Here is a 24,849-nt window from a genome sequence, read left to right as displayed (position 1 = left end):
GGAGGGAGAGGGATATGAAATACGGTAAAACGGAACGCATTAGCGGTCTCGTGATTCTGCTGGCCGTGCTGGCGATCATCGTGCCGTGGTTGATGAGTGACCCGGCTCCCCGGGAGGAGCGTCCGCAGCCCACCTTCGTGATCGAACAGCCGGTGAATGTGGTGCGTCAGGACGTTCCTGTGCCCGAGATGCCTGCTTCCATCAACGCGCCGTCTCCCCTCGAGCCGCTGGAGAATGCCGAGGTAGTGGACGAGCCCATCGAGGTTGTGCCGCTGGAACCGCAGACCGAGGCCGTTGCCAGTGCGCCCGCTGAAACGCCTCCGCCAGCGGCACCCGCCGAAGCGCCGCGCAGCGAACCGACGCCCGCTCCCGCCAATGACCCGATTGCCGAGCTGGTGGCCGCCAACCAGAACCGAGGCAGCGGTAGCAGTAGCAGCGGCAGCAGCAATGGTTCTGCTCCCCAGGCGCAGCAGCAGGGCGAATGGGCCGTTCAGGTAGGCAGTTTTGGCGATGCCGCCAATGCCCAGCGAATCAGCGACCAACTCACCAATCAAGGTTTCCGCGTTTTCCAGCGCCCGCGTGACAACAACCTCACCACCGTGCTGGTGGGCCCGTACGGCTCTTCGGAAGATGGCGAGGCGGCGTTGGCGCTGGTGAAAGAGCGCGCCAATGTTCAAGGCCTGCTGGTGCGGGTAAGAGACTGATCATGGCGCTGACATGGATTGATGCCGTTTTTCTGGCCGTGCTGGCGCTATCGATGCTGGCAGGCTTCGTGCGGGGCTTCGTGCGTGAATCACTGGGGCTGGCTGCCTGGCTCGTCGCGCTGATGGTGGCGCGGGTGCTGGCCGAGCCGGTGGCCGAGCTGATGGCTGGCTTCATCGAGAGTTTCGATGCTCGCCTGGTGCTGGCCTTTGCGCTGGTCATCTTTGCGGTGATTCTGCTGTGCGGCATCGTGATACGCATCGTTCACGCCGCCGTGGAGTGGGTGGGCATGGGGCTGTTGAACCGCTTTGCGGGCGCTGCGTTCGGGCTGGCCCGTGGCGCGGTCATCCTGCTGGTGGTGACCGTGCTGATCACCTTGACACCGTTGGCAGACCTTCAGGCATGGCAGGAGGCCTCACTGCGCCCCACCTTCATCGAGTTGCGGGACTGGGCGGTGAGCCAACTGGACCAGTGGGAGCGTGAGCTGCCGACGCCACCGGCGTCGCTGCGCGATGTCTCGCTCCCCGAATTACGCGTACCCGCTCAGCAGTAGCCGAGCGGTGGAAGTTGCGTCGCTGCTTGGCAGCGGCATGAGTAAGTTGGATGATCATACGGGTTTGCACCAGCAAGCCGTGGTACTAAAGCGAGGTAACTGGAATGTGCGGTATAGTGGGCCTTCTGGCCAAGCAGGCGGTAAATCAGGGAATCTACGATGCCCTGACCGTACTTCAGCATCGCGGCCAGGACGCTGCCGGCATGATGACCTGGAGCGAGGGACGCTTCCTACTGCGCAAGAGTAACGGCCTGGTCCGTGACGTTTTCCATACTCGCCACATGGCGCGCCTGAAAGGCAACCTGGGCATTGGCCACGTGCGCTACCCCACGGCGGGCTCCTCCAGTGAGGCCGAGTCTCAGCCGTTCTACGTCAACTCCCCCTACGGCATTGCGCTGGCCCACAACGGCAACCTGACCAACTCCGAGCAGTTGAAGCAGGAGCTGTTCTCCACGGACCTGCGCCATATCAATACCAGCTCCGACTCCGAAGTGCTGCTCAACGTCTTCGCCCACGAGCTGGGCAAGCAAGGCCTTCACCTGGAAGCCGAGGACATCTTCGATGCGGTGCGTCGCGTGCATCGCCGCTGCAAGGGTGGCTATGCGGCCGTGGCGATCATCAACGGGTTCGGTATGGTCGCTTTCCGTGACCCCCACGGCATTCGCCCGGTGGTGTTCGGCACGCGCCAGGACCCCAACGGCCAGGAAGTGATGATCGCTTCCGAGTCGGTGGCGCTGGACGTGGGTGGTTTCGAGCTGGCGCGTGACCTGGCGCCGGGTGAGGCCATCTTCGTCGACATGCAGGGCCAGATTCACACCCAGGTATGCGCCGACCGCCCCGAGCTGTATCCGTGTATCTTCGAGCACGTCTATCTGGCGCGCCCCGACTCCATTCTGGATGGTGCTTATGTCTACGGCACGCGCATGCAGATGGGCCGTAAGCTGGGCGACCGTATCATGAGCGAGTGGCCCGACCACGATATCGATGTGGTGATCCCGATCCCGGACACTTCGCGTACCTCGGCACTGGAGATGGCCCAGCACCTTGGGGTCACCTACCGCGAAGGCTTCATGAAGAATCGCTACATTGGCCGTACCTTCATCATGCCAGGGCAGACCCAGCGCAAGAAATCGGTGCGCCAGAAGCTGAATGCCATCGATGTCGAGTTCAAGGGCAAGAACGTACTGCTGGTGGATGACTCCATCGTGCGCGGCACCACCTGCAAGCAGATCATCCAGATGGCCCGGGATGCCGGTGCCCGCAAGGTCTATTTCGCCTCGGCGGCGCCCCCGGTTCGCTACCCCAACGTCTACGGTATCGACATGCCTGCGGCCACTGAGTTGATTGCCCATGGCCGCACGGAAGAGGAAGTCGGCCAGCTGATCGGCGCCGACCGCATCTTCTATCAGGACCTCGAAGACCTGAAGAGCGCCTGTCGCGAGGTCAACCCCGAGATGGAATCCTTCGACTGCTCGGTGTTCGATGGTAACTATGTTACCGGCGATATCGACGAGGCCTACCTGGCGGTACTGGAGGCTAGCCGTAACGATGCGGCCAAGGACAATAGCGCGGGTGACCATGCGCTGGTTGACATGCACAATCAGGACGATGACCTGGACGACTGAGCGCGAATACGCTGGCAACTTTCCTCGGGGGAGTTGCCAGTGGATTGAGCGTTATGGAAGCTGGACGTTTTGGAAAAGAGGGCGCTGCCATGCACGATGATCATCACCAGGAGGAGTGGTCGCTCGAAACGCTCGCCATTCGCGCGGGGCACCACCGCACGTTTGAGCAGGAGCATGCCGAGCCGATTTTTCCCACCTCGAGCTTTGTTTACGAGAGTGCTGCCGAAGCTGCCCGTAAGTTCGGTGGTCAAGAGCCGGGTAACGTCTACTCGCGTTTCACCAATCCGACGGTACACACCTTCGAGCGCCGACTGGCGGCCCTGGAAGGCGGTGAGCGCTGCGTCGCCACCAGCTCTGGCATGGCCGCCATTCTTTCCACTGCCCTGGCACTGCTGTCGGCGGGGGATGAGATCGTCGCCTCGCGTTCGCTGTTTGGCTCTACGGTCAGCCTGTTCGACAAGTATCTGGGCAAGTTTGGCATTACCACGCGCTATGTGGAGCTCTCCAATCTGGCAGCCTGGGAGGCCGCGGTAACGCCCGCCACTCGGCTGATGTTCGCCGAAACGCCGTCCAATCCGCTCTCCGAAGTGGCCGATATTCCGGCTCTGGCTGCGTTGGCGAAGCGCAGCGGGGCCTTGCTGGCCATCGATAACTGTTTCCTCACGCCTGCCCTGCAACAGCCGCTGGCGCTGGGGGCCGATCTGGTAATTCACTCGGCCACCAAGTATCTGGATGGCCAAGGGCGCGCCGTGGGTGGCGCGGTGGTAGGGCGTCATGACCTGCTGGAAGAGGTGTATGGCGTCGTGCGGACCTGCGGCCCCTGCCTGAGTCCGTTCAACGCATGGATCTTCACCAAGGGGCTCGAGACCCTATCGCTACGCATGAAAGCCCACTGCGAGAACGCCTTGAGCCTGGCCCGCTGGCTCGACCAGCACCCCGCCGTCAATCGGGTGTATTACAGCGGTCTGGAAGCACATCCTCAGCACGCGTTGGCCAAGCGCCAGCAGCAGGGCTTTGGGGCCGTGCTGGGGTTCGAGGTGCTGGGTGGGCAAGAGGGCGCCTGGCAGGTGATCGACGCCACGCGCATGCTGTCGATTACCGGCAATCTGGGCGATGTCAAAACCACCATCACTCACCCGGCCACCACGACCCACGGGCGCCTTTCCGAGGAACAAAAGGCCGCCGCAGGGATTGCGCCGGGGCTGATTCGGGTAGCCGTCGGGCTTGAAAGTCAGGCGGATATCCAGCGTGACCTGGCCCGTGGCCTGGATGCGCTGGCTGCTCGTTGAAGTACGATATTGTGACGACTGACCGGCCATTAGGCCGGTTTTTTTATTGGCGATACACGCCAACGTTTCATAAAGTGACATGGTGTGGCCATGATGAAACGGTTTTTCCGAACGATGCGTTCTGCTTTTTTCAGCAGTGTTTTGCCACTCGAAAGGTTATGATTTTTGTAACTATTCAGGTGGTTGCGGATAGCCTGTCGACAACCACCTGATTTTTCTGGCATAGTGCACAGCATCATTCGGCACACCTATGCGGCGATATGACCATCAGCGATATCAACGTCGACGAGGCCCTGGAGCGGGTCCGGCAGCAGCTCAAGGAAGACCAGACGGTCTCGCCGTCGCTGCGTGCCGCCATCGATGTGCTGATGCTGCTGGTCAAGCTCATGGCCGATCGCCTGGCCACCAGTAGCCGCAACAGCAGCAAGCCACCGTCCCAGGATCCCAATCGCCAGCGCCGCTCGCGCGCCAAAGGCGAGCGGCGCCCCGGCGGACAGCCAGGGCATGAGGGTAAGACGTTGGCGCCGGTGACGGACCCCGACGAGGTGGTCAAGCTCCGTGTCGATCGTCGGCAACTCCCCAAGGGGCGTTCTTACCGCCCGGTCGGCGTCGAAACGCGCCAAGTGCAGGACATCGTAATCCAGGCCGTGGTCACCGAATATCAGGCTGAGGTCCTCGAAGATGATCAGGGGCAACGCTACGTGGCGCCATTCCCCGAGGGCGTGACTCGCCCCATCCAGTATGGCCCTCGCCTCAAGGCGCATGTCGTCTATCTCTCCCAGTATCAGCTGTTGCCCTATGCGCGTATCCGCGAGTTGCTCACCTCGCAGTGCGGCCTGTCGCTGAGCACCGGCACCCTGTTCGCCTTCAACCAGGAGGCCTACCAGCGGGCCGAGGCGTTCGCCGAGTGGGTGATCCCGGCGCTACGTGAAGCAGCCACCGTCCATGCCGATGAAACCGGAATGCAGGTCGGTGGCAAACGCTACTGGCTACACAGCGCCTCCAACGAGGCCCTGACCTGGTTGGCCCCGCACCCCAAGCGCGGCCAGGAAGCGATGGACGCCATCGGCGTATTGCCCTTCGTGCGTGGCGTGCTGGTGCATGATCACTGGAAGCCCTACTACCGCTATCCGGATTGCCGGCACGCGCTCTGTAATGCGCACCACCTTCGGGAGCTGACAGCGGCCTGGGAGAACGATGGCCAGGCATGGGCCAAGGCCTTGCATGACCTGTTGTTGGAGATGCATCGCGCCGTGGAGGTGGCCGACGGCTGCCTCTCGGCCGATGAGACCCGAGCCTGGCGGCAGCGCTATCGAGATTGCCTGGCGAAAGGGGACGCCGAGTGCCCCCCGCCGGTGAAACCGCCACCTGGAACGCGAGGCCGGGCCAAGCGCACCAAGCCGCGCAACCTCCTGGAACGCCTCCAGGCGTACGAGGACGACGTGTTGCGCTTCCTCGACGACCCTGCCGCTCCCTTCACCAACAACCAGGGGGAACGCGATCTGCGAATGACCAAGGTCCAGCAGAAAATCTCGGGCTGTTTCCGCTCCTGGGAGGGGGCGGAGATCTTCTGCCGGATGCGCAGCTTCCTCTCGACCGCCGTCAAGCAAGGGGTGGCGGCGCATACCGCACTGGAGCAACTGTTTGCGGGGGAGGTGCCAGCCTTCATGCAGCAAGAAGCCCCGACTCAGCCAACCGGTGCTGAATAGTTACTGATTTTTTATAACAAACGAAGCATGCTGCGGGGCAGTATGCAGCCGTCAATGGGGAATCAAGGATGTGGCGTAATACACGCAGCGGCTGGGGGCTGGTCAGTATCGCGTTTCATTGGCTGAGCGCTCTGACCATTATTGGCTTGTTCGCGCTTGGCTGGTGGATGACCGGGTTGGGTTATTACGACCCCTGGTACAATCAGGCGCCCTGGATACACCGCTCGGTGGGCGTGTTGCTGCTCATCGCCACCTTCGGTCGATTGGCCTGGCGCATGATACAGCCCAGCCCGGCTGCAGAGGGTGGTCGGTTCGAGCGTCTGGCAGCTCACCTTGGCCACATAGCCCTTTACGTTTTGATGCTGATGGTACTGTTCAGCGGCTACCTGATTTCGACCGCCAATGGCCGTTCCATCAGTGTATTTGGTTGGTTCGATGCGCCCGCCATCGTGCATGGCTTGCCCAATCAGGCCAGCGTGGCGGGAGACATCCACTGGTACAGCGCGCTGGTGCTCATGGTATTGGCAGGTGGGCATGCACTGGTGGCACTGGTTCACCACTGGCGCTTGGGGCACGATACGCTGCGCCGCATGATCAACCCGCGCCATGGGCAGCCAAATCGTCATGGCCAGCCAAAGATTTGAACCCTGTTCTACTCACCGCGGACTCATGATGGATCCGCACTCTTGACCAAGGAAAGCGAGGAGATAGCAATGTTGAAGAAGACAGCGATTGCCACGGCACTGGCCGCAGCGGCTCTGGTTCCCCTGAGCCAGGCGCAGGCGGCTGACTATCAGATCGATATCGAAGGCCAGCACGCGTTCGTGCAGTTCAAGATCAACCATCTGGGCTTCTCTTACATTCTGGGCAGCTTCGAGACCTTCGATGGCCAGTTCCATTACGATGCCGACGACCTGGACGCGTCTTCCGTCTCCATGGAAGTGCAGGTCAACAGCCTGACCACCAACCATGCCGAGCGTGATCGTCATATTCTGAGCGCTGACTTCCTCAACGCCAGCGAATTCCCCACGGCGACCTTTACGTCCACTGGTTTCGAAGCCACGGGTGACAACGAAGGCGTGGTGACCGGCGAGCTGATGCTGCATGGCGAAACTCAGGAAATCGAAATGCCGGTAACCCTGATGGGCGAAGGCGAAGACCCCTGGGGTAACTACCGCGCCGGTTTCGAAGGCAGCACCATGCTGACGCTGAGTGACTTCGGCATCGACATGAGCGACTTCCCGGAAGCCATGCACGAGCTGGAGCTGTACGTTACCTTCGAAGGCATCCGCCAGTAAGCGATGCCCGATGAAAGCGCTGCCACCCTCACGGGTGGTGGCGTTTTTTGCGTTTTAGGGCACCCGTCAACCGAGCAATACACCAAGGAGGCCGCCGTTGGCAGCCGCTATGCAACAACGTGAGTTGGCCATCACCCTATGGCGCCAAACCTGGCCCATGGCCATTGGCGTTCTGGCGCTGCTGGGGTTTCAGCTGGTCGACAGCGCTTTCATCGCGCGACTGGGCACGGCCCCGCTGGCCGCGCAGTCGTTCACTTTTCCGCTGTCGTTTTTGATCATTGGTATTCAGGTGGGGATGGGCATTGCCATTGCGGCGCTCATCTCCCGTGCCCTGGGGGCCGGTGAGCAGGCCAGAGCCAGGCGCTTGAGTAGCCTGGTGCTGGTAGCCAGTGGTGCGGTCATCGGTGTGCTGGCCGTGGTGCTTTGGGCGTTGCAGGAGCCCTTGTTCAGCCTGCTGGGGGCCGACCAGCGTGCGCTAGGGCACATTCGAGCCTACTGGGCGCCGCAGCTGTTCGCCGCCTGGTTGGGCGCCTTGCTTTACTTCATCTACAGCGTGTTTCGCGCCCACGGCGATACTCGGTTGCCTGGCAAGATGATGGTGGTCAGCAGCCTGGTGAACCTGGTGCTGGACCCGCTGTTCATTTTTGGCCTAGGCCCCTGGGAGGGGTGGGGGTTGCCGGGGGCTGCCTGGGCCACGGCCATCGCCTTTGCCGTGGGCTTATGGTTTACCAGCCGTAAGCTGTATCGCCGTGGGTGGGCGACGATGGTCGCGCTGTGGCCAGAGGCCAAACGCTCCTGGCGCTCTTTCACCGGCATTGCCGCGCCAGCCATGGTCAGCCAGCTGATGCCGCCGCTGGCCGCAATGCTGGCGATTGCGGCGGTGGCGGGGCTGGGGGATGCCCAGGTCGCGGCCTGGGGGTTGGCCAGCCGGTTGGAAACCCTTTCGCTGATGGTGATTCTTGCCATGACCATGTCCCTGCCTCCCTGGTTGGGGCGCTGCTATGGGGCTGGAGAGTGGGAGCAGATCCACCGTTTGTTGCGCCTGGCGCTGACCGTGGCCGTGGCCTGGCAATTGGCGCTGGGCGTGTTGTTGGCGCTGGCGTCACCCTGGGTGGCCATGGCGCTGGCCGGTAATCCAGAAGTGCAGAGCGAGCTGGCGCTGCTGATACGTTTTCTACTGCCCAGCTATGCGGCGCTGGGTGTATGCATGCTGGTGGTCTCGGCGGGCAATGCGCTGGGCTGGCCGCTGCGGGCCATGCTGCTCTCCAGTGCGCGGCTGTTCGTGTGCTACCTGCCGTGCCTTTGGGTGGGTGGGCAGCTGTTTGGCTGGACGGGGCTGGCTGCGGGCGCCGCTTTGGGGAATGTGCTGGCAGGCCTGATGGCTTGGGGAGCGCTGCGGCGGATTCTCTCTCGCCCGCATCGGCGGGCGGGAGCGTCATGACCCGACAACGGGTTCAGTGCTGGCGACGTGATTCCTGAAATGAGAAATACAGGAACAGCAGCGCCATGGCGAGATAGCCCATGACGAAGTCGGGGGCCGCATTGAAGGCCAGCTGGGGGGCATGCATCAGGCCAACGAATGAAAAGCCCGCCGCGATGGCGGCAAAGGCCGCTGCCCTGCGGAACTGATGGTCGATCACCGACACGGTCATGGCGCCCAGTAGGATGGCCATGAACATGGCGCCTTGCCCCAGCACGACGATGGCGCTGGAGATGTCGCTGACCACCTCACCGGCTCCCCGGTTGAAGCGCGTCATCACGTAATTGGCGAAGTAGGGCAGCATCGCCAGGGCGATGGCCGGGTAGTAGCGGGTATCGTTGGCCTGGAACGCAGTGGCGATCATGGACATCCCCACGAACACCAGAATAGGCGCCACGACGGAGACCGGAATGATGGCCGCCAGTGCAGCAATCAGGCCGAACATGGTGGCCAGCGCATAGACGGCGCCGTTCAGCAGGCTGTAGCCGCGCCCGGCGCCCATCCACTTGGCACCCACCGTGGCAATGTAGACCGTGGTAGGAAACGCGCCCCCAAACAAGGCCCCGATCATGGTGCCTGCACCATCCACGGCCTGGCACTCCCGTACATCGTACTTGTCGCCTGCGGCTTCCATGGCCTCGACGTTGTTCATGGTTTCGATGGCGTTGTACAGGGTAATGGGCAGCACCACGGTCAGGACGGCCAGCATGCCGGTGAACAGTAGGCCCAGCCCTTCGAACCAGGCGAGATTGGGCAGCAAGGGGTAGAACCCAAGATGGGTGAAGGCATCGCTGAAGCGCTCGGTGCCTGCATCACCAATCAGGTAGGCCATGGTCGTCCCGATGACGATGGCAAACAGCGAGGTGGGGAGTTTGAAGGGCATGCTCACCCTGGCGACCAGGCCCACGATGATGATCCCCAGCACCAGCAGGCCAATCACCGGCATTTCCAGCGTCTTGAACAGCATTTCACCCGCAATAAAGGTCAGCGCAACGCCTGCCACGGCACCCAGCATGGCGGCTCTGGGCAGGTGATACTGTACCCAGCGGCCCACGACGCTGATCAGCGCTTCGATGGCACCGCTGATGAAGCAGGCGGCCACGGCGACTTTCCAGGCGAGTTCGGCATCGCCGGTCAGCTGTTTGGCGGGCAGCAGCACCCCGAACAGGAAGACGAACATCACCGGCGTGGAAATACCGTAGGAGAGCGCTGTGACATCGCTGCGGTTCTCCTTGCGCGCCAAGCGAGCGGCGCTCCAGGCATAGTAGAAGTTGCCCACCATGACGGCGACCGCCGCCCCTGGCAGCACCTGCCCATACACGATGGAAGCAGGGAAACCCATGCCCAGCATGGTAATGGCGATAATGATGAAGTTGGCGATGTTGTTCTGAAACAGCGCAAAGAAAGCGTCGGTATCTTCTTTTTTGTACCAGGGGTAGGGAGTGCTGGCAGCCGCCATGTTGTGCCTCTCGGTTATGGTGTGTTGTATACAAGGCTACGCTGAGTGTGCCGAATGTTTGACTAATCGGTCAAGCGTTGCGTTGTCACGGACGCCGCGCAGGCGCCCCAGGCTCTGGCGGCGAAGGCGCAATTGTACACATCATTGTTCAAGAGGTTGATCTTTCGAAAACAAAAACGCCCGGGCCAAGGCCCGGGCGTGATATGTCAGTGCGCGAGATCAGTCGTTGACTGCCGCGATGGCCTTGGCCAGGTAGGGGAGGTTCTCGTGGGAGAAACCTGCCACGTTGGCACGGCCTGAGCGCACCATGTAAATGCCGAACTCGTCACGCAGGCGGTCTACCTGTTCCGGGGTCAGGCCCGTGTAGGAGAACATGCCGCGCTGCTCGGCCACGCAGGCGAATTTTTCCGCCAGGCCGTAAGGTTTGAGTGCCTCGACGAAATCGCGACGCAGGGTATTGATGCGGTCGCGCATTTCCGTCAGCTCTTCACGCCACAGGGCGGACAGCTCGGCATCGTGGAGGATTTCGCTGACGATGGCGCCGCCGTGGGCGGGCGGATTGGAGTAGTTTTCCCGGGCAACGATGGCCGCCTGGGAGCGTACGTTTTCCATCTGCTCGGCGTCCTTGGCCACCAGGATCAGGCAGCCAGTGCGCTCGCAGTAGATGCCGAAGTTCTTGGAGCAGGAGCTGGTGATGATCACTTCATCCAGGTTTTCAGCCAGCAGGCGAACGCCGTAGGCGTCTTCGTCCAGCCCTTCGCCGAAGCCCTGGTAGGCGAAGTCAATCAGCGGCAGCAGCTTGCGCTCTTGCAGAACGGCCATGACTTCCTGCCACTGCGCTTGAGAAAGATCGAAGCCGGTGGGGTTGTGGCAGCAGGCATGCAGCACGACCACGTCGCCTTCAGGGATCTGCTTGAGGGCTGCCAGCATGCCCGCGAAATCCAGACGGTTCTCGGCATCAACGTAGGGGTATTTGTGCAGTGCAATGCCGGCCGCAGTGAAGATGCCGTGGTGGTTGGGCCAGGTGGGGTCGCTGACCCAGATGCCTTTGCCGGGCAACTGGCTGGCAATGAAATCGGCCGCCAGACGCAGGGCGCCCGTGCCGCCCGGTGATTGCGTGGCGCTGGCACGCTTGGCTTTCAGTACCGGTGAGTCGGCACCCAGTACCATGGGCAGCACGGCATCGCCATAAGCGGGGGCACCGTGGGAGCCAATGTAGGTTTTGGTGGTTTCATTCTTGAGCAGGCGAGCTTCTGCTTCCTTGACCGCGCGCATGATCGGGGTATTGCCCGCTGCATCACGATATACACCGACACCTAGGTCCACTTTCTGCGGATTGGTGTCTTTCTTGAAAGCTTCGATCAACCCGAGAATGGCGTCTCCAGGGACTCGCTCAATTTGCTCAAACATTTATTCGACTACCTCGTCGGTTCTGGCGGCAAGAATGAAATCATTGAGATGCAGGCCGCGCAGGGTATGTGTCCACCAGGTCACGGTGGTGCGCCCCCACTCGGTCACGATGACCGGGTGATGCCCAGCCTGCTCGGCAACCTCACCGACCCGTTGGGTAAATGCCAACGCATCGGCGAAATCACGAAACGCAAAGCGTCTCATCAACTTCATGATGCCATCGTGTTCGATAATCTGCCACTCTGGAAGTGCGGCCAGATGGGGTTGGCATGCCTCATGAGCGAGCGGCATGGCATCTGACGACACGGACTGGAAGGCAGTGCGAGCGAGGCTTTGCATGGTGGGTCTCCGGGCGCGATCAGTATAGCGTCAGGGTAGAAGACGCACGCAGTCCCGGCCAAGCTCCTTGGCACGATAGAGCGCCTGGTCGGCGCGCTCCATCAGGCTGGTCAGGGGTTCGCCACAGCGGTACTCCGCCACCCCGATGCTCAGCGTGACGCTGCTCTGGCCAATGCCGAAATCGTGCTCGGCGATGGTTTTGCGCAGGCGGTCGGCAAGCGCATGGCATTGCTGCAGCGAGGTAAGCGGCAACAGTACCATGAACTCTTCACCTCCCAGGCGGGCCACGATGTCTTCACAGCGCAGCAGCGACGTGGTCAATGTGGCCAGCTGCTTGAGTACCTTGTCGCCCTGCAGGTGCCCCCAGGCGTCATTGAGCTGCTTGAAGTGATCGATATCGATCATCATCACCGACAGCGGTGAGCCATGGCGCGTGCTCAGGGAGCTTAAATGGGTCAGTTGCAGCATCAGCTTGCGCCGGTTGGCGAGGCCGGTCAGCGGGTCGGTGTCGCACAGTCGGCGCAAGCGCTGCTCTTCCAGCACCTGCTCGGTGATGTCCATCATGATGCCACTCCAGCGCACCCCGTTGGTCAAGGGCTCCGGGGTGGCACTGACCGCAATCCAGCGCGGGTTGTCCTCGGGAAAGGGCAGCTGAAAGCGGGTGGTCAGCGGCAGCATCCAGCGTGCCGAGCGCTCGATGGCTGACATGATTCTGGGGTAGTCGCTGCCGGTGAGTTGCTCCAGCAAGGGCTGGGCATCTTCAGCAAGCTGATGCTTGTCGATATACGCAAGCGCCATGCCGCCGCCTTCCATATAGGGAAAGCACATGTGCCCGCTATGGGCGCGATAAAATCGAAAAATGACCCCGGGAATACTGCTGATCAACTCTTCCGAGCCAACGGTGCCGGGATTTGCAGTAACGGGTGCCTCATTCACGGGCATGCGTGAATCTCCAGACGATAGGCCTATTATAAGTTAGCCGTAAAGATTAGCCCTAAAAAGGTAAATGGGATGTAAGCCATTGCTGACAAATTGTCTTTTATTGATAATTTTTTGGAATTAAAAAAATATTTTTAATTCTATGTTTTGTGATTTTGCGTTGTCTGGCCTGTGCAGCATGAGCAATTCGGTTTAAAATTACTTTTTTGTATATAAATCATTATTTTTATTACTTTGGTGGCGGTTTTGGGCACGCAGCCAATACATGAAGGGGGGATGACGACCATGGTAGCCACGAGCTCCCAGCCAGGTGCTGGTCGTGTCAGTCTGGTAGGCGCAGGGCCGGGCGACCCGGACTTACTGACATTGAAAGCTTACCGGCGGCTCAAGAGCGCCGAGGTGGTGCTTTATGACCGCTTGGTGAGTGATGAAATCATCGCGCTGCTACCCTCGGAAGCGGCGCGCTACTATGTGGGCAAGGCGCGTTCATCCCACAGTGTACCCCAGGAGGGGATCAATCAAGCGCTGGTGGAGTGGGCCCGACAGGGCAAACAGGTGGTTCGACTGAAGGGGGGCGACCCTTTCATCTTTGGTCGCGGTGGCGAGGAGCTCGAAACTCTGGTGGCAGCGGGTATTGAGGTAGAGGTCGTACCCGGTATCACGGCGGCATCTGGCTGCGCTGCCTATGCCGGAATACCGCTGACCCATCGTGATCATGCGCAATCCGTGCGTTTCGTGACCGGGCATTTGCAGCAGGGCGAGTTTAACCTCGATTGGCCTACCCTGGCACAGCCTGGCCAGACCCTGGTGTTCTATATGGGGTTGAGTAATTTGACGTCGATTTGCGAGGGGTTGATGGCCCATGGTCTAGCGCCAGAAACGCCGCTGGCGCTGATCGAGCAAGGTACCACGCGTCAACAGCAGACCCACACGGGTACGCTGGGTCATCTGCCCACGGCTTTTCTGCAAGGCGCTATCCAGCCGCCCACGCTGTTGATCGTGGGAAGCGTGGTGACACTGCATGCGCAGCTGTCGTGGTTCGAGGCGGAGCAGGGGAGCGCTCAGGGGTTTGGCGAAGATAGCCATTTTTGTAAAGTGCAGCGGCCATAACGCGATTGCCATGCGTGTAGATAACAAGAGAAAGCGTGCTATCCCGTTGGACGGCTGGCGATATGTGGGTGGCTGTGTATGCTGATAGGGACTACTTTTAGAAACGATCGTTGATGCTATCGAACGTTTTGTCACTCACGTTGCTATTACCAGCAGCCAGGCGATAGAGAGAGATGCAGCATGTCAGAAACAAACCACCCAAAGCCGCAAACACCCACTGGCAAGCCCGATATGAAGACGTTGTTTCAGGATAACCGCGTCAAGGGGATTGCCGGTATCGCGGCCATTGCGGTGATATGGGCCATCATGGCGCAGTCCAATGCAGGCACCCATCGTGATCGCGTCGAGCGGCTGGAAGGTCAGCTGAATAGTGTCGAGCAGGAAAATGCCCAGCTGAGCCAGCGTCTGGCTGAGGTCGAAGAAGCCGAAGCCGACCTGACGGCCATGCGCGAAGAAATAGCCCTGTTGGCGCAGCAGCAGGAGGAAGCCGCCGAGACGCTGGCTTCCGCCCAGGGCGAGGTAAGTACCGTGCAGTCGCGTCTGGAAGAGCTGGAGTCCCAGGTCAACGAGGCCAACGAGCGCCTGGCCGAGCTGGAAGAGCAGATTGCCAGCCAGCAGAGCGAGCTGGAGTCGCTGCAGGAGGAGCGTGATAGCGTGATCAGCGAGCGCGATGCGATGCAGTCCGAGATCGAGTCCATGACCCAGCTGCGCGAAGAGGAAGAAGAGAGCCTGAGCCAGGTGCGCAGTGAAATGGATGATCTGATGGTGGCGCTGGACATCGGACGCGAAGAAGTCGCCAACGTCGAGCGCGATATCGAGACTCGCGAAGAGCAGTTGGAGCGGCTGGAAACCCAGCTACGTGAATGGCGTGAAGAGCTGGCCGCGCTAGGCGACCGCCTGCACGTGGATGACGCCGCCAACGATGAGGTGCCTGACCTGTCAGGTGATCAAGAGAGCGAGGGCGACGACGCTGACGCTGACGATACGCAAGCGCAGTAAACGGAGTTCCGATGGCTGAGGCCATCGTGTTCTTCCAAGAGCGGGCACGGGGCTTCCCATGCCCGCTTTTGTTTTTGTCGGTTTAGAAATGGGCGGTGGAGGAGTATCATTCCCGCCAGACCATGCAGGTATTCAACAACGGGAGAGCCATTGATGGATGGTGTGAAACATATCGTGGCCGTGGCCTCGGGCAAGGGCGGTGTCGGCAAGTCGACCGTGACCGTGAATCTGGCGCTGGCATTGTCGGCTCAGGGCTACCGTGTGGGCGTGCTGGACGCCGATATCTATGGACCCAGCCAGGCCCAGATGCTGGGCGTCAAGGAAGGGGTACGTCCTCAGGCCGGGGAGAACAACACGTTTCTGCCACTGGAAGCGCATGGCATCCAGGCCATGTCGATGGCGTTCATGGTCAATACCCGGGATGCCATGGTATGGCGTGGCCCTATGGTCGTGGGGGCGTTCCAGCAGATGCTCAACCAGACCCAGTGGGACAACCTGGAGTTCCTGCTGATCGACATGCCGCCCGGTACCGGCGACATCCAGTTGACGCTGGCGCAGAAAGTGGCCGTGTCGGGTGCGGTGATCGTGACGACACCTCAAGACATCGCGCTGCTGGATGCTCGCAAGGGCATCGAAATGTTCCGCAAGGTCAATGTGCCTGTGCTGGGGGTAGTCGAGAACATGAGCCTTTACCACTGTGAGCAGTGCGGCCATGAAGCGGCGATCTTTGGCACCGGTGGCGGTGACCGCATTGCCGAAGAGTATGACACGGCGGTGCTGGGTCGGCTGCCGCTGACGCTGTCGATCCGTGAATTGGCCGACTCCGGGCGCCCCAGCGTGGTTGCCGAGCCGGAGAGTTCCGTGAGCCAAACGTTTGCCGAGATTGCCCGTCAGGTGGCGCAGTCCGTCAATGCCCATCAATCCGGTGGCCCGACGATTTCCTTTAGCGAGTGATGAAGTAACCGATGAGCATTAAATCAGACAAGTGGATCCGTCGTATGGCGCAGAGCGATGCCATGATCGAGCCCTTCGAAGCCGAGCAGGTGCGCTACGTCAACGATCAGCGGGTGATCTCCTACGGCACGTCCAGCTACGGATACGATGTGCGCTGTGCCGATGAGTTCAAGGTGTTTACCAATATCCACTCGGCGATTGTCGATCCCAAGTCGTTCGATGACAAAAGCTTTGTCGATGTAAAAGGGGACGTGTGCATCATTCCCCCCAACTCGTTCGCGCTGGCGCGCACGGTGGAGTACTTCCGTATTCCGCGTAACGTGCTGACCATTTGTCTGGGCAAATCGACCTACGCGCGCTGCGGCATCATCGTCAACGTGACGCCACTGGAGCCGGAGTGGGAAGGCCACGTGACGCTGGAGTTTTCCAACACGACCAACCTGCCTGCCAAGATCTATGCCCATGAAGGCGTTGCCCAGATGCTGTTCCTCGAATCCGACGAGGTCTGCGAAACCTCGTACAAGGATCGTGGCGGCAAGTACATGGGGCAGCGTGGGGTGACCTTGCCCAGAACGTGATGGGGAAGGACTTAGCGATCAGCCATTGTCAGATGGCAGGATAAAAAACGCCCTGATGCAGTGATGCATCAGGGCGTTTTGGGTTGGATGCCACGATGGGTCAGGCGTCGTTGGCTTCTTCGTCCAGTTCTTCGGCGGCATCCGCATGGGAAAGACGCATGCCATGGGGCGGTAACAGGTGGCCGTCCATGCGTGCGCCTTCGGCGGTGTACTGCAAGCGTCCTTCAAGGAACCAGTGAACGGCAATCGGGAAGATCAGGTGTTCACGGGCGTGGACCTTCTCCTTGAGGGTCTCGACGCTGTCGTCGGCGGTGACGGCGAGCTCGGCTTGCAAGACCACCGGCCCTCCGTCCAGCTCTTCGGTGACGAAATGCACGCTGCAACCATGCTGGGCAACGCCATCGGCCAGGGCTCTGGCGTGGGTGTTGAGGCCCTGGTAGGCAGGCAGCAGCGACGGGTGAATGTTGAGCATTTTGCCCAGGAAGCGCTGTACGAAGCGTGGCGTCAGAATCCGCATGAAGCCCGCCAGTACGATGAGATCCGGCTCATGGCGTTCGATCACCTTGATCAGTGCGCCGTCGTAGGCGTCGCGGCTATCGTATTCACGGTGGGGCAGAGCCACCGCTTCGATACCCGCTTCGTGGGCGCGCTTCAGACCGTAAGCGTCCGGCTCGTTGGAGATGACCGCGACGATCTCGCCGCCCAGACGGTCGTGCTGCTGGGCGTCGATCAAGGCCTGCAGGTTGCTGCCGCTGCCGGAGATCAACACCACCACGCGGCGTGCGCCCACCGGTTCCGGGGTCAGGTCGTTGATGGTATCCGTGCTGTACTCGGTACTGCTCATGCCTGCGGGCCTGCCTTGAGGTTGTTCAGCACCACGGCCTCGTCCTCGCGTGCCACGATGTGGCCAATCTGGTACACGGTTTCACCTTGCGCCTGCAGGTGTGCCTTGGCGGCCTCCGCCTGGCTCGCAGGCACTACCACCACCATGCCGATGCCGCAGTTCAGCACGCGGTGCATTTCGGTTTCGTTGACGTTGCCCTTGGCTTGCAGCCAGTTGAATACTTCCGGGCGCTGCCAGGTGGCCAGGTCGATGTGTGCCGCCAGGTGGGCGGGCAGCACGCGGGGAATGTTTTCCAACAGGCCGCCACCGGTAATGTGCGACAGCGCATGCACCGCCAGCTCCGTTTCACGCATCATCGAGAGCAGTGACTTGACGTAAATGCGCGTGGGAGCCATCAGCGCTTCGCTCAGCGGCTTGCCGTCCACCTGCTCTTCCAGCGACGCCTGGCTGACTTCGAGGATCTTGCGAATCAGGGAGTAGCCATTGGAGTGGGGGCCGGAGGAGGCGAGGCCCAGCAGTACGTCACCTTCGGCGACCTTGCTGCCGTCCAGAATCTCTTCTTTCTCTACCACGCCAACGCAGAAGCCAGCCAGGTCGTAGTCGTTGCCTTCGTACATGCCGGGCATCTCGGCGGTTTCGCCACCCACCAGCGCACAGCCAGCCAGTTCACAGCCTGCACCAATGCCGGTGACGACGTCGGCGGCGATATCCACGTCCAGCTTGCCCGTGGCATAGTAGTCGAGAAACAGCAGCGGCTCGGCACCGGCCACGATCAAGTCATTGACGCACATGGCTACCAGGTCGATCCCAATAGTGTCATGCTTGCCCAGGTCCATGGCCAGACGCAGCTTGGTGCCTACGCCGTCGGTACCAGAGACCAGTACGGGTTGACGGTAACCCGCAGGCAGCTCGCACAACGCGCCGAAACCACCGAGGCCACCCATGACCTCCGGGCGTGACGTGCGCTTGGCCACATGCTTGATGCGGTCCACCAGGGCATTGCCTGCATCAATATCGACGCCTGCGTCCTTGTAGCTGAGAGAGGGAGTCGACTGGGAAGAGGAGGTCTCGGTCATGACGGGTCCTGTGAAGCCTATGCAAAGCGATTGTGCTGGCAAATTGCCAGTGCCGGAGCGATAACGGCCTGCGATTGTATCACTGCGCGACGTAAGTCGCACCGATGGACACGTTATCAGGTGCGTGCAGGCCAGGTTTTGTTACTATTCATTGCTTGACGCTGACCGTGTATCCAGGGAGGAGAGAATAAAATGCGACATTCATGGTGGGGCATCCTGTTTTTGGTGGCCCTGGTTGGCGTTGTGTATTTACTGGATGCGGTGCTCATGCCCTTCATTGCCGGACTGATTCTGGCGTACCTGGCAGACCCGCTGACCAACTATTTTCAGCGGCTGGGGCTGAAGCGGGTGTGGGCGGTCAGCAGCGTATTTCTCATTCTGTTGCTGGTGCTGGCCATCAGTTTGCTGATCCTGATTCCGCTGGTCATCCAGCAGATCAAGCAGCTTGGCGAGATGGTGCCTGGCGTGTTCGACTGGGTGGAAAACTACCTGGCCCCGCAGGTGCAGGCGTGGACGGGGTATGATCTGCGTTCCGAGCTGGACAATGTTCAGGAGACCCTGGCTGAAAATTGGCGCGATGCCGGTAGCTACCTGGCCCAGGCGCTTGGCCAGATTGGCCGTTCGGGCATGGCCTTCGCCACGTGGGTGACCTACGTGGCATTGATTCCGGTGGTGACGTTCTACTTGCTCCTTGACTGGAACCGTTTGCTGAACAATCTGATCGACTTGATTCCGCGCCACTGGGTCGATGACGCCACGCGGCTGGCCAAACGCTGCGATGAGGTGTTGGCGGCGTTCCTGCGAGGCCAGCTACTGGTCATGCTGTGTCTGGGCGTCATCTATGCGGTGGGGCTGACCCTGATGGGGCTGAATTTTGGCCTGTTGATCGGCGTCATTTCCGGGCTGGTCAGCATCGTCCCCTTCCTGGGGTTCATCGTTGGGCTCAGCAGCGCCCTGGTGGTGGCGCTGTTCCAGTTCGATAGCTGGTGGGCGCTGCTGGGGGTGCTGGGGGTATTCAGCCTGGGGCAGGTCATCGAAAGCGTCGTGCTGCAGCCAAAGCTGCTGGGTGACAAGATTGGCTTGCACCCGGTGGCGGTCATTTTTGCGGTCTTGGCGGGGGGCAACCTGTTTGGCTTGACCGGGGTTCTGTTGGCCTTGCCTGCGGCTTCGGTCATCATGGTGCTGCTCAAGGAGGTCAAGGAGCGCTACCAGAACAGTGCCTTGTATGATGAGACGCTGGAACCGACGTTACCGCCGCACGAACTGGGTCTCCAGGACAAAAGGGAGTCTTCATGAGCCGATTGCCGGCACAGTTACCGCTCGGGGTGGGGTTGCGTGATGACGCAACGCTGAACAACTACTACCCCTCGAGCGGTAATGCAGCTCTGGTGCAGCATCTGACGCAACAGCTGTCGCCAGACGCCGAGCCGTTCATCTATCTTTGGGGCGCGCCGGGCAGCGGCCGTAGTCATCTGTTGCAGGCGGCCTGCCACGCGGCGTCGGATCAGGACAAGCGTGCCCTTTACCTGCCGTTGGCCGACCTGGGCCATTTCCCGCCGCTGATGCTGGAGGATATCGAGCGTCTTGACCTGGTGGCCATCGACGACCTCGAATACGTCATCGGGCGCAAGCGTTGGGAAGAGGCGTTGTTCCATGCGTTCAATCGTTTGCGAGACGCTGGCAAAGCGCTCTTGATCGCCGCCAATGCGCCGCCCAGGCGGCTGGATGTCGTGCTACCGGACCTGGCCTCACGGTTGACCTGGGGGGTGACGTTTCATCTTCACCCGCTGGATGACCAGGAGCGCCTGGCCGCCTTGAAGCTGCGGGCTCGGGTCAGGGGGATGGAGTTACCCGACGATGTGGGGCGGTATATCCTGCATCGCGGCCCCCGAGAGCTTGGCGAGCTGTGTCGGGCGTTGGAGACCCTGGATCAGGCGTCGCTGTCGGCCAAGCGCAAGCTGACCATCCCTTTCGTGAAAGGCGCACTCAACTGGTAGACATCATTGGCAGGTGCCATGAAAAAGCCCCGAGCACAGCGTGCTCGGGGCTTTTTACGTTGGGCAGGCCTCACTCACGTGCCACCAGCCTGGCGTTTGATCAGGCGCTCTTGCTCATTTTGCTGGCGGCTGCCTGAGCCTGCTTGACGTTGTCTTCGGTCAGCTTCTGGCTTTTCTGCAGGAAATCCTGCTGCAGCGATACTACCTTGTCAGCGTCGCCCTTGACGCGCTCGGCCAAGTCCTTGGCCACTTTTTGCTGGCTTTCCATGTAGCTGCGCAGGCCATCGGCATCCTTGACGCTCAACAGCTGACGCACTTGGGCGATGCCGGTGTCCACGTACGCTTTGTTCGCGTCCAGCTGGGCATTCAGCAGTTTTTCAGAGTAGTCGATGCTCAGGGTCATGTAAGCACGGGCAGGTGCCATGAACAGGTTGTCGAACTGCTGAGTCATTTCGTTGGTGTTGAAGGTACGCATGGTGATATCTCCTGGCCTTGTCTTGGGCAAAGTCTTGGGCAAACGGATTGCTGATCGAGTAGGGCAATCCAACATTCAAGGCTCAGCAACCGCGTTCCTGAAGCCACTTTCGCAACTGCCGACCTTATCTTGCTTTGCAGCATAACAGCTGTTTTTGTGCAGTGCAACATGGCGCAATGGCCTCTCGCCCTCCATGCTGTGGGGACGCTGTTTACCGATCCATGGAACATCGCTACACTTAAGGTTATGGATAATCATTATCATTTGTTTGTCGATGATGGCGACGCCAGCCATTAACAAGCGAACCGAACTCGATGAACGAACTGGGCTCGATGAGCCCATTGGAAAAGGAGAGCACCATGAGCACGCGGATTGAACGAGACAGCATGGGTGAGCTGGAAGTGCCCGCAGAAGCCCTTTACGGTGCCCAGACACAGCGGGCGGTGAACAACTTCCCGGTGTCGGGCACCCCGTTGCCTGCGGCGTTCATTCATGCCGTGGCGCGCATCAAACTGGCCGCCGCGCGCAGCAATCAGGCGCTGGGGCTGCTGGATGAACAGCGCGCCGCAGCCATCGAAAAGGCGGCCATGGCGGTGATCGACGGGCAGTACGATGAGCACTTCCCGGTGGATGTTTTCCAGACGGGGTCGGGCACATCGACCAACATGAACGTCAATGAGGTGCTGGCGACCCTGGCCAGTCGTGAAGGGGTCGAGATCACGCCCAATGATCACGTCAACATGGGGCAGTCCAGTAACGATGTCATCCCGACCGCCATTCACCTGTCTGCGGCGATAGCGGTACATACCCAGCTCCGGCCTGCTCTGGTGCAGCTGAAAGAGGCCATCGACCGTCGCGCCGAAGCGCTTTCCCACGTGGTGAAGACCGGGCGCACGCATTTGATGGACGCCATGCCGCTGCGCATGGACCAGGAGCTGGGCGGCTGGTCCAGCCAGGTAGGGCAGGCCATCGAACGTTTTGACAGCGCCCAGCAGCGGCTGTGCCGATTAGCCCAGGGCGGTACGGCGGTGGGCACGGGCATCAATGCGCCTGAGGGGTTTGCCGAGCGGGTGGCCGAGGACCTGAGCCAACAGACAGGGCTTTCGCTGGTGCCCAACGACAGCTTCTTCGCCAGCCTGGGCTCTCAGGATGCTGCCGTGGAGCTGTCCGGGCAGCTGCGCGGCTTTGCCTGTGTGGTGATGAAAATTGCCAATGACCTGCGCTGGATGAACTCTGGGCCACTGGCAGGGCTGGGTGAGATCGAGCTGGAGGCGCTGCAGCCGGGGAGCTCCATCATGCCCGGCAAGGTCAATCCGGTGATTCCCGAGTCCGCGGCCCAGGCGGCGGCTCAGGTGATCGGTCTGGATACGGCGGTGACCGTGGCCGGGCAGAGCGGTAACTTCCAGCTGAACGTGATGCTACCGCTGGTGGCGGCCAATCTGCTGACCTCCATTACGCTGATGAGCAATACCGCCACGCTGCTGGCCGAGCGGGCCATCGCCACCTTCAAGGTGCGCGAGGACAATTTGCAGGGGCCGCTGGCGCGCAACCCGATTCTGGTCACGGCGCTGAACAGCGTCATTGGTTACAACGCTGCTGCGGCCATTGCCAAGAAAGCGTATCAGGCGGGTCGGCCCATCATTGACGTGGCCGAGGAAGAAACCGACCTGGATCGCGCGACCCTGGAGCGCTTGCTGGACCCGGCGGTGCTCACTCGCGGGGGGATCCCTCAGTAAACACCATCGCTCTGGCCTGGTTCAGGCCAGCTTGGGGTCAGGTCTGCTGCTCTTCGCTCTTGCCTTGCGCAATGGTAGCGCTGGCTTCCTGGCGCTCTTCTTGACTGGCGGAAGGAGTGTCGTGCTCCTCCTGGCGCGCAGGCTGATAGCTGAGCGTCGCCAGGATGGGGAAGTGGTCCGACCCGAAGGCTTCCAGGCGCTCCATGTGGGTGAGCGTAAACTCCTCACTGACGAACACATGATCCAGCGGCCAGCGCAGTAGAGGGTAGTGGGCGTGAAAGGTGCTGAAGAGCCCGCGGCCGCGCCGGGGGTCGAGCATGCCACTGACCCTGCAGAACAGCCGCGTGGTGCGCGACCAGGCCACATCGTTGAGATCGCCCGCCACGATGGTGGGGAAAGGCTCTTCGTGGACTTCTTGCCCTACCCATAGCAACTCGGCGTCGCGCCACAGCGACTTTATGATATAACGATTTAACGTAGATGCAGCTTAGTGGTTACGTTTATCAAGTGTCGATATGATTCTTCCAGCTCAGGCGGTTGCCAGAGCCTTGCAGAGAAGAAGACGTAAAAATGACTTGCAATTCAGCTATAAAGCCGTAGAATACGCATCCGTTGCACAGCAGGACCATAGCTCAGTTGGTTAGAGCGCCACGTTGACATCGTGGAGGTCGGCGGTTCAAATCCGCCTGGTCCTACCAATCATGTGCAGCCACGTTTCAGGACCATAGCTCAGTTGGTTAGAGCGCCACGTTGACATCGTGGAGGTCGGCGGTTCAAATCCGCCTGGTCCTACCAGATTTCTCAAAAAGCCCCGAGCACTGCTCGGGGCTTTTTGCGTTATAGGCGGGGCAGATCGGTGTGGCGAATGAAGGTATCGACCAGCGCCTCGATACCGGCCTGGTCCTGGGCGCTGAAGCGGGCCAGCTGAGGGCTGTCGATATCCAGAACGCCCCATAGCCAGCCATCCTGAACGATGGGGACGACCAGTTCGGACTGGGAGGCCGCATCGCAGGCAATATGGTCGGCTACGGCGTGTACGTCGTCGACCCGCTGGGTGGCGCGACTGCGCGCTGCTGCGCCGCATACTCCCTTGCTGAACGGAATGGGGTTGCAGGCGGGCTTGCCCTGGAAGGGACCCAGGGTCAGTATTTCCGGCTGGCGCTGCAGGTAAAAGCCTACCCAGTTGAGCTGTTCCAGCGATTGCTGGATGAACGCGCTGGTCTGGGCGCTGTTGGTCAACCAGTCGCGTGTGTCCAGCAGAGCTGCGAGCTGTCGATTGAGCAGGTCATAATCGATCGTGGTCATGTTGTTTCTCGGGTGTCGGCACATGAGATTAAAACGCATCAGGCCAGCCTTGCGGCTGGCCTGATGGTAAAGCGTGTACTGCCAGTAGCGTTATTCTTCGATCCAGCCAGGTACGGCGGCACCCTTGAACAGCTCGGTGGCTTTCTCGATGACTTCGTCGCGCTGGTAAGCGTCTACCAGCTGGCGAATATCTTCGCGCTCTTCGTCACCGCCACGCACGGCAATCAGGTTGACGTAGGGGGACTCGGGACCTTCCTTGATCAACGCGTCATCCAGGCTGAGGCCTGCTGGCTGAGCAAAGGTGTTGTTGATGAAGGCCATGTCCACGTCGGGCAGTACGCGAGGCAACTGCGCTGCTTCGATTTCACGGAAGCGGAAGCCGCGCGGGTTTTCAGCAATGTCGATGGGGGTGGCTTCCAGGAAGGTCGGATCGTTCAGCGTGATCAGGCCTTCGTTGTGCATCAGGATCAGAGCGCGACCTTCATTGGAAGGGTCGTTCGGCAGGGCGATCTGAGCGCCGTCCGGCAGCTCGTCGATGCTGCTGTATTTTTCAGAGTAAGCACCGATGGGGTACACGAAGGTGTAGCCAGCGATGGCGAAGTCGTAGCCACGGTCATTGATCATGGCTTGCATGTAGGGCTCGTGCTGGTAAGCGTTGGCATCCAGGCTGCCATCGGCCAGTGCCGCGTTGGGCGTCACGTAGTCGGTAAACTCGATGATTTCGACGTTCAAGTCGAACTCTTCCTTGGCAATGCGCGCCGCGACTTCCATGACTTCGGTTTCCGGGCCTGCGACCGTGCCTATCTTGATGGTGCGCGTGTCGGCGTTGGCGACGTTGATGGCCAGTGCCAGGGCGGTCAGGCTGCCAATAACGAGTTTTTGCATGGCGTTGCTCCAGTGTTGTGATGAGTCGTGTTGCAATGATGCGGTAATAATAAACGCAAGTCTAATTCGTTTTCGCTATATGTGGCT

The 24,849-nt window shown here is 60.6% G+C and carries 24 protein-coding genes, 2 tRNA genes and 1 pseudogene; 17 read left to right on the top strand and 10 right to left on the bottom strand.

The window, feature by feature from the left end; translation table 11 throughout:
* Positions 1–14 precede the first annotated feature (14 nt).
* The 8 genes from KVY02_RS09565 (at position 15) to KVY02_RS09530 (ending at position 8,617) form a co-directional block, all read left to right on the top strand.
* Positions 15–704, top strand: a complete 690-nt coding sequence (locus tag KVY02_RS09565) for an SPOR domain-containing protein (RefSeq protein WP_081138986.1) — start codon at positions 15–17, stop codon at positions 702–704.
* A gap of 2 nt (positions 705–706) precedes the next feature.
* The gene (locus tag KVY02_RS09560) at positions 707–1,255 is read left to right on the top strand and encodes a CvpA family protein (RefSeq protein WP_081138987.1); all 549 of its coding nucleotides are present in this window, start codon (positions 707–709) and stop codon (positions 1,253–1,255) included.
* 104 nt (positions 1,256–1,359) lie between these two features.
* Complete coding sequence (gene purF, locus KVY02_RS09555) at positions 1,360–2,880, top strand: amidophosphoribosyltransferase (RefSeq protein WP_218313420.1); 1,521 nt, start codon at positions 1,360–1,362, stop codon at positions 2,878–2,880.
* Between the two features lie 89 nt (positions 2,881–2,969).
* On the top strand, positions 2,970–4,169 hold the full coding sequence (locus tag KVY02_RS09550) for an O-succinylhomoserine sulfhydrylase (protein WP_100731242.1): 1,200 nt from the start codon (positions 2,970–2,972) through the stop codon (positions 4,167–4,169).
* Between the two features lie 260 nt (positions 4,170–4,429).
* Positions 4,430–5,878: an IS66 family transposase gene (locus KVY02_RS09545; protein ID WP_154487592.1), complete on the top strand. Its 1,449-nt coding sequence runs from the start codon at positions 4,430–4,432 to the stop codon at positions 5,876–5,878.
* Between the two features lie 68 nt (positions 5,879–5,946).
* Positions 5,947–6,522: a cytochrome b gene (locus KVY02_RS09540; RefSeq protein WP_081138990.1), complete on the top strand. Its 576-nt coding sequence runs from the start codon at positions 5,947–5,949 to the stop codon at positions 6,520–6,522.
* A 69-nt stretch (positions 6,523–6,591) separates the two neighbouring features.
* Positions 6,592–7,176 (top strand): YceI family protein, encoded by a 585-nt coding sequence (locus tag KVY02_RS09535; RefSeq protein WP_081138991.1) that lies wholly within the window; start codon positions 6,592–6,594, stop codon positions 7,174–7,176.
* A 109-nt stretch (positions 7,177–7,285) separates the two neighbouring features.
* Positions 7,286–8,617 carry an MATE family efflux transporter gene (locus KVY02_RS09530; RefSeq protein ID WP_081138992.1) on the top strand — a complete coding sequence of 444 codons (1,332 nt, stop codon included), beginning with the start codon at positions 7,286–7,288 and terminating at the stop codon, positions 8,615–8,617.
* Positions 8,618–8,630: 13 nt separating this feature from the next.
* Here KVY02_RS09530 and KVY02_RS09525 read toward each other — a convergent pair whose 3' ends face one another.
* The 4 genes from KVY02_RS09525 to KVY02_RS09510 all read right to left on the bottom strand — a co-directional run bounded on the left by KVY02_RS09525 (position 8,631) and on the right by KVY02_RS09510 (position 12,806).
* A complete protein-coding gene (locus KVY02_RS09525; RefSeq protein WP_081138994.1) occupies positions 8,631–10,115 on the bottom strand; it encodes a uracil permease in 1,485 nt (494 codons plus the stop codon).
* A gap of 219 nt (positions 10,116–10,334) precedes the next feature.
* A complete protein-coding gene (locus tag KVY02_RS09520) occupies positions 10,335–11,525 on the bottom strand; it encodes an amino acid aminotransferase (RefSeq protein WP_081138995.1) in 1,191 nt (396 codons plus the stop codon).
* Positions 11,526–11,864: a 4a-hydroxytetrahydrobiopterin dehydratase gene (locus KVY02_RS09515; RefSeq protein ID WP_081138997.1), complete on the bottom strand. Its 339-nt coding sequence runs from the start codon at positions 11,862–11,864 to the stop codon at positions 11,526–11,528. It lies immediately after the preceding gene.
* A 30-nt stretch (positions 11,865–11,894) separates the two neighbouring features.
* On the bottom strand, positions 11,895–12,806 hold the full coding sequence (locus KVY02_RS09510; protein ID WP_081138998.1) for a GGDEF domain-containing protein: 912 nt from the start codon (positions 12,804–12,806) through the stop codon (positions 11,895–11,897).
* A gap of 273 nt (positions 12,807–13,079) precedes the next feature.
* On the opposite strand from KVY02_RS09510, the gene cobA reads away from it, so the two are divergent.
* The 4 genes from cobA (at position 13,080) to dcd (ending at position 16,444) form a co-directional block, all read left to right on the top strand.
* Positions 13,080–13,913, top strand: coding sequence for a uroporphyrinogen-III C-methyltransferase (cobA, locus tag KVY02_RS09505; RefSeq protein ID WP_081139000.1), 834 nt, complete (start codon positions 13,080–13,082; stop codon positions 13,911–13,913).
* A gap of 180 nt (positions 13,914–14,093) precedes the next feature.
* Complete coding sequence (locus tag KVY02_RS09500) at positions 14,094–14,912, top strand: hypothetical protein (protein ID WP_081139001.1); 819 nt, start codon at positions 14,094–14,096, stop codon at positions 14,910–14,912.
* Between the two features lie 153 nt (positions 14,913–15,065).
* Complete coding sequence (gene apbC / locus KVY02_RS09495) at positions 15,066–15,866, top strand: iron-sulfur cluster carrier protein ApbC (protein WP_081139003.1); 801 nt, start codon at positions 15,066–15,068, stop codon at positions 15,864–15,866.
* Positions 15,867–15,877: 11 nt separating this feature from the next.
* On the top strand, positions 15,878–16,444 hold the full coding sequence (gene dcd, locus KVY02_RS09490; protein ID WP_039182260.1) for a dCTP deaminase: 567 nt from the start codon (positions 15,878–15,880) through the stop codon (positions 16,442–16,444).
* Positions 16,445–16,544: 100 nt separating this feature from the next.
* On the opposite strand, the gene purN is transcribed toward dcd, so the two are convergent.
* Positions 16,545–17,288: a phosphoribosylglycinamide formyltransferase gene (purN, locus tag KVY02_RS09485; RefSeq protein WP_081139004.1), complete on the bottom strand. Its 744-nt coding sequence runs from the start codon at positions 17,286–17,288 to the stop codon at positions 16,545–16,547.
* Complete coding sequence (gene purM / locus KVY02_RS09480) at positions 17,285–18,364, bottom strand: phosphoribosylformylglycinamidine cyclo-ligase (protein ID WP_081139006.1); 1,080 nt, start codon at positions 18,362–18,364, stop codon at positions 17,285–17,287. The genes purN and purM overlap by 4 nt, the downstream gene beginning before the upstream one ends.
* 192 nt (positions 18,365–18,556) lie before the next feature.
* Between purM and KVY02_RS09475 the strand changes: the two genes are divergently transcribed.
* A complete protein-coding gene (locus tag KVY02_RS09475) occupies positions 18,557–19,660 on the top strand; it encodes an AI-2E family transporter (RefSeq protein WP_081139007.1) in 1,104 nt (367 codons plus the stop codon).
* On the top strand, positions 19,657–20,361 hold the full coding sequence (gene hda, locus KVY02_RS09470) for a DnaA regulatory inactivator Hda (protein ID WP_039182250.1): 705 nt from the start codon (positions 19,657–19,659) through the stop codon (positions 20,359–20,361). Before KVY02_RS09475 ends, hda begins: the two co-directional genes overlap by 4 nt.
* Before the next feature lie 100 nt (positions 20,362–20,461).
* Here the strand turns inward: hda and KVY02_RS09465 are convergent, their stop codons facing one another.
* Positions 20,462–20,836: a phasin family protein gene (locus tag KVY02_RS09465; RefSeq protein WP_081139009.1), complete on the bottom strand. Its 375-nt coding sequence runs from the start codon at positions 20,834–20,836 to the stop codon at positions 20,462–20,464.
* 359 nt (positions 20,837–21,195) lie between these two features.
* Between KVY02_RS09465 and KVY02_RS09460 the strand changes: the two genes are divergently transcribed.
* Entirely contained in the window at positions 21,196–22,572 is a 1,377-nt protein-coding gene (locus KVY02_RS09460; RefSeq protein ID WP_081139012.1) for a class II fumarate hydratase, read from the top strand.
* A gap of 37 nt (positions 22,573–22,609) precedes the next feature.
* On the opposite strand, the pseudogene KVY02_RS09455 reads toward KVY02_RS09460, so the two are convergent.
* Positions 22,610–23,029: pseudogene (locus KVY02_RS09455) on the bottom strand (endonuclease/exonuclease/phosphatase family protein); the annotation flags it as partial.
* Between the two features lie 164 nt (positions 23,030–23,193).
* On the opposite strand from KVY02_RS09455, the gene KVY02_RS09450 reads away from it, so the two are divergent.
* A tRNA-Val gene (locus KVY02_RS09450) sits at positions 23,194–23,270 on the top strand.
* Positions 23,271–23,290: 20 nt separating this feature from the next.
* Positions 23,291–23,367 (top strand) — tRNA-Val (locus KVY02_RS09445).
* Positions 23,368–23,409: 42 nt separating this feature from the next.
* On the opposite strand, the gene KVY02_RS09440 is transcribed toward KVY02_RS09445, so the two are convergent.
* A complete protein-coding gene (locus KVY02_RS09440) occupies positions 23,410–23,877 on the bottom strand; it encodes a GAF domain-containing protein (protein ID WP_218313419.1) in 468 nt (155 codons plus the stop codon).
* Between the two features lie 90 nt (positions 23,878–23,967).
* The gene (locus tag KVY02_RS09435; RefSeq protein ID WP_081139016.1) at positions 23,968–24,762 is read right to left on the bottom strand and encodes a MetQ/NlpA family ABC transporter substrate-binding protein; all 795 of its coding nucleotides are present in this window, start codon (positions 24,760–24,762) and stop codon (positions 23,968–23,970) included.
* Positions 24,763–24,849 lie beyond the last annotated feature (87 nt).

The sequence above is a fragment of the Halomonas sp. 18071143 genome (assembly GCF_019211725.1).
Taxonomy (GTDB): Bacteria; Pseudomonadota; Gammaproteobacteria; order Pseudomonadales; family Halomonadaceae; genus Vreelandella; species Vreelandella stevensii.
The sequence above is the reverse complement of the archived record's forward strand: the minus strand, read 5'-3'. Positions and strand labels throughout refer to the sequence as shown.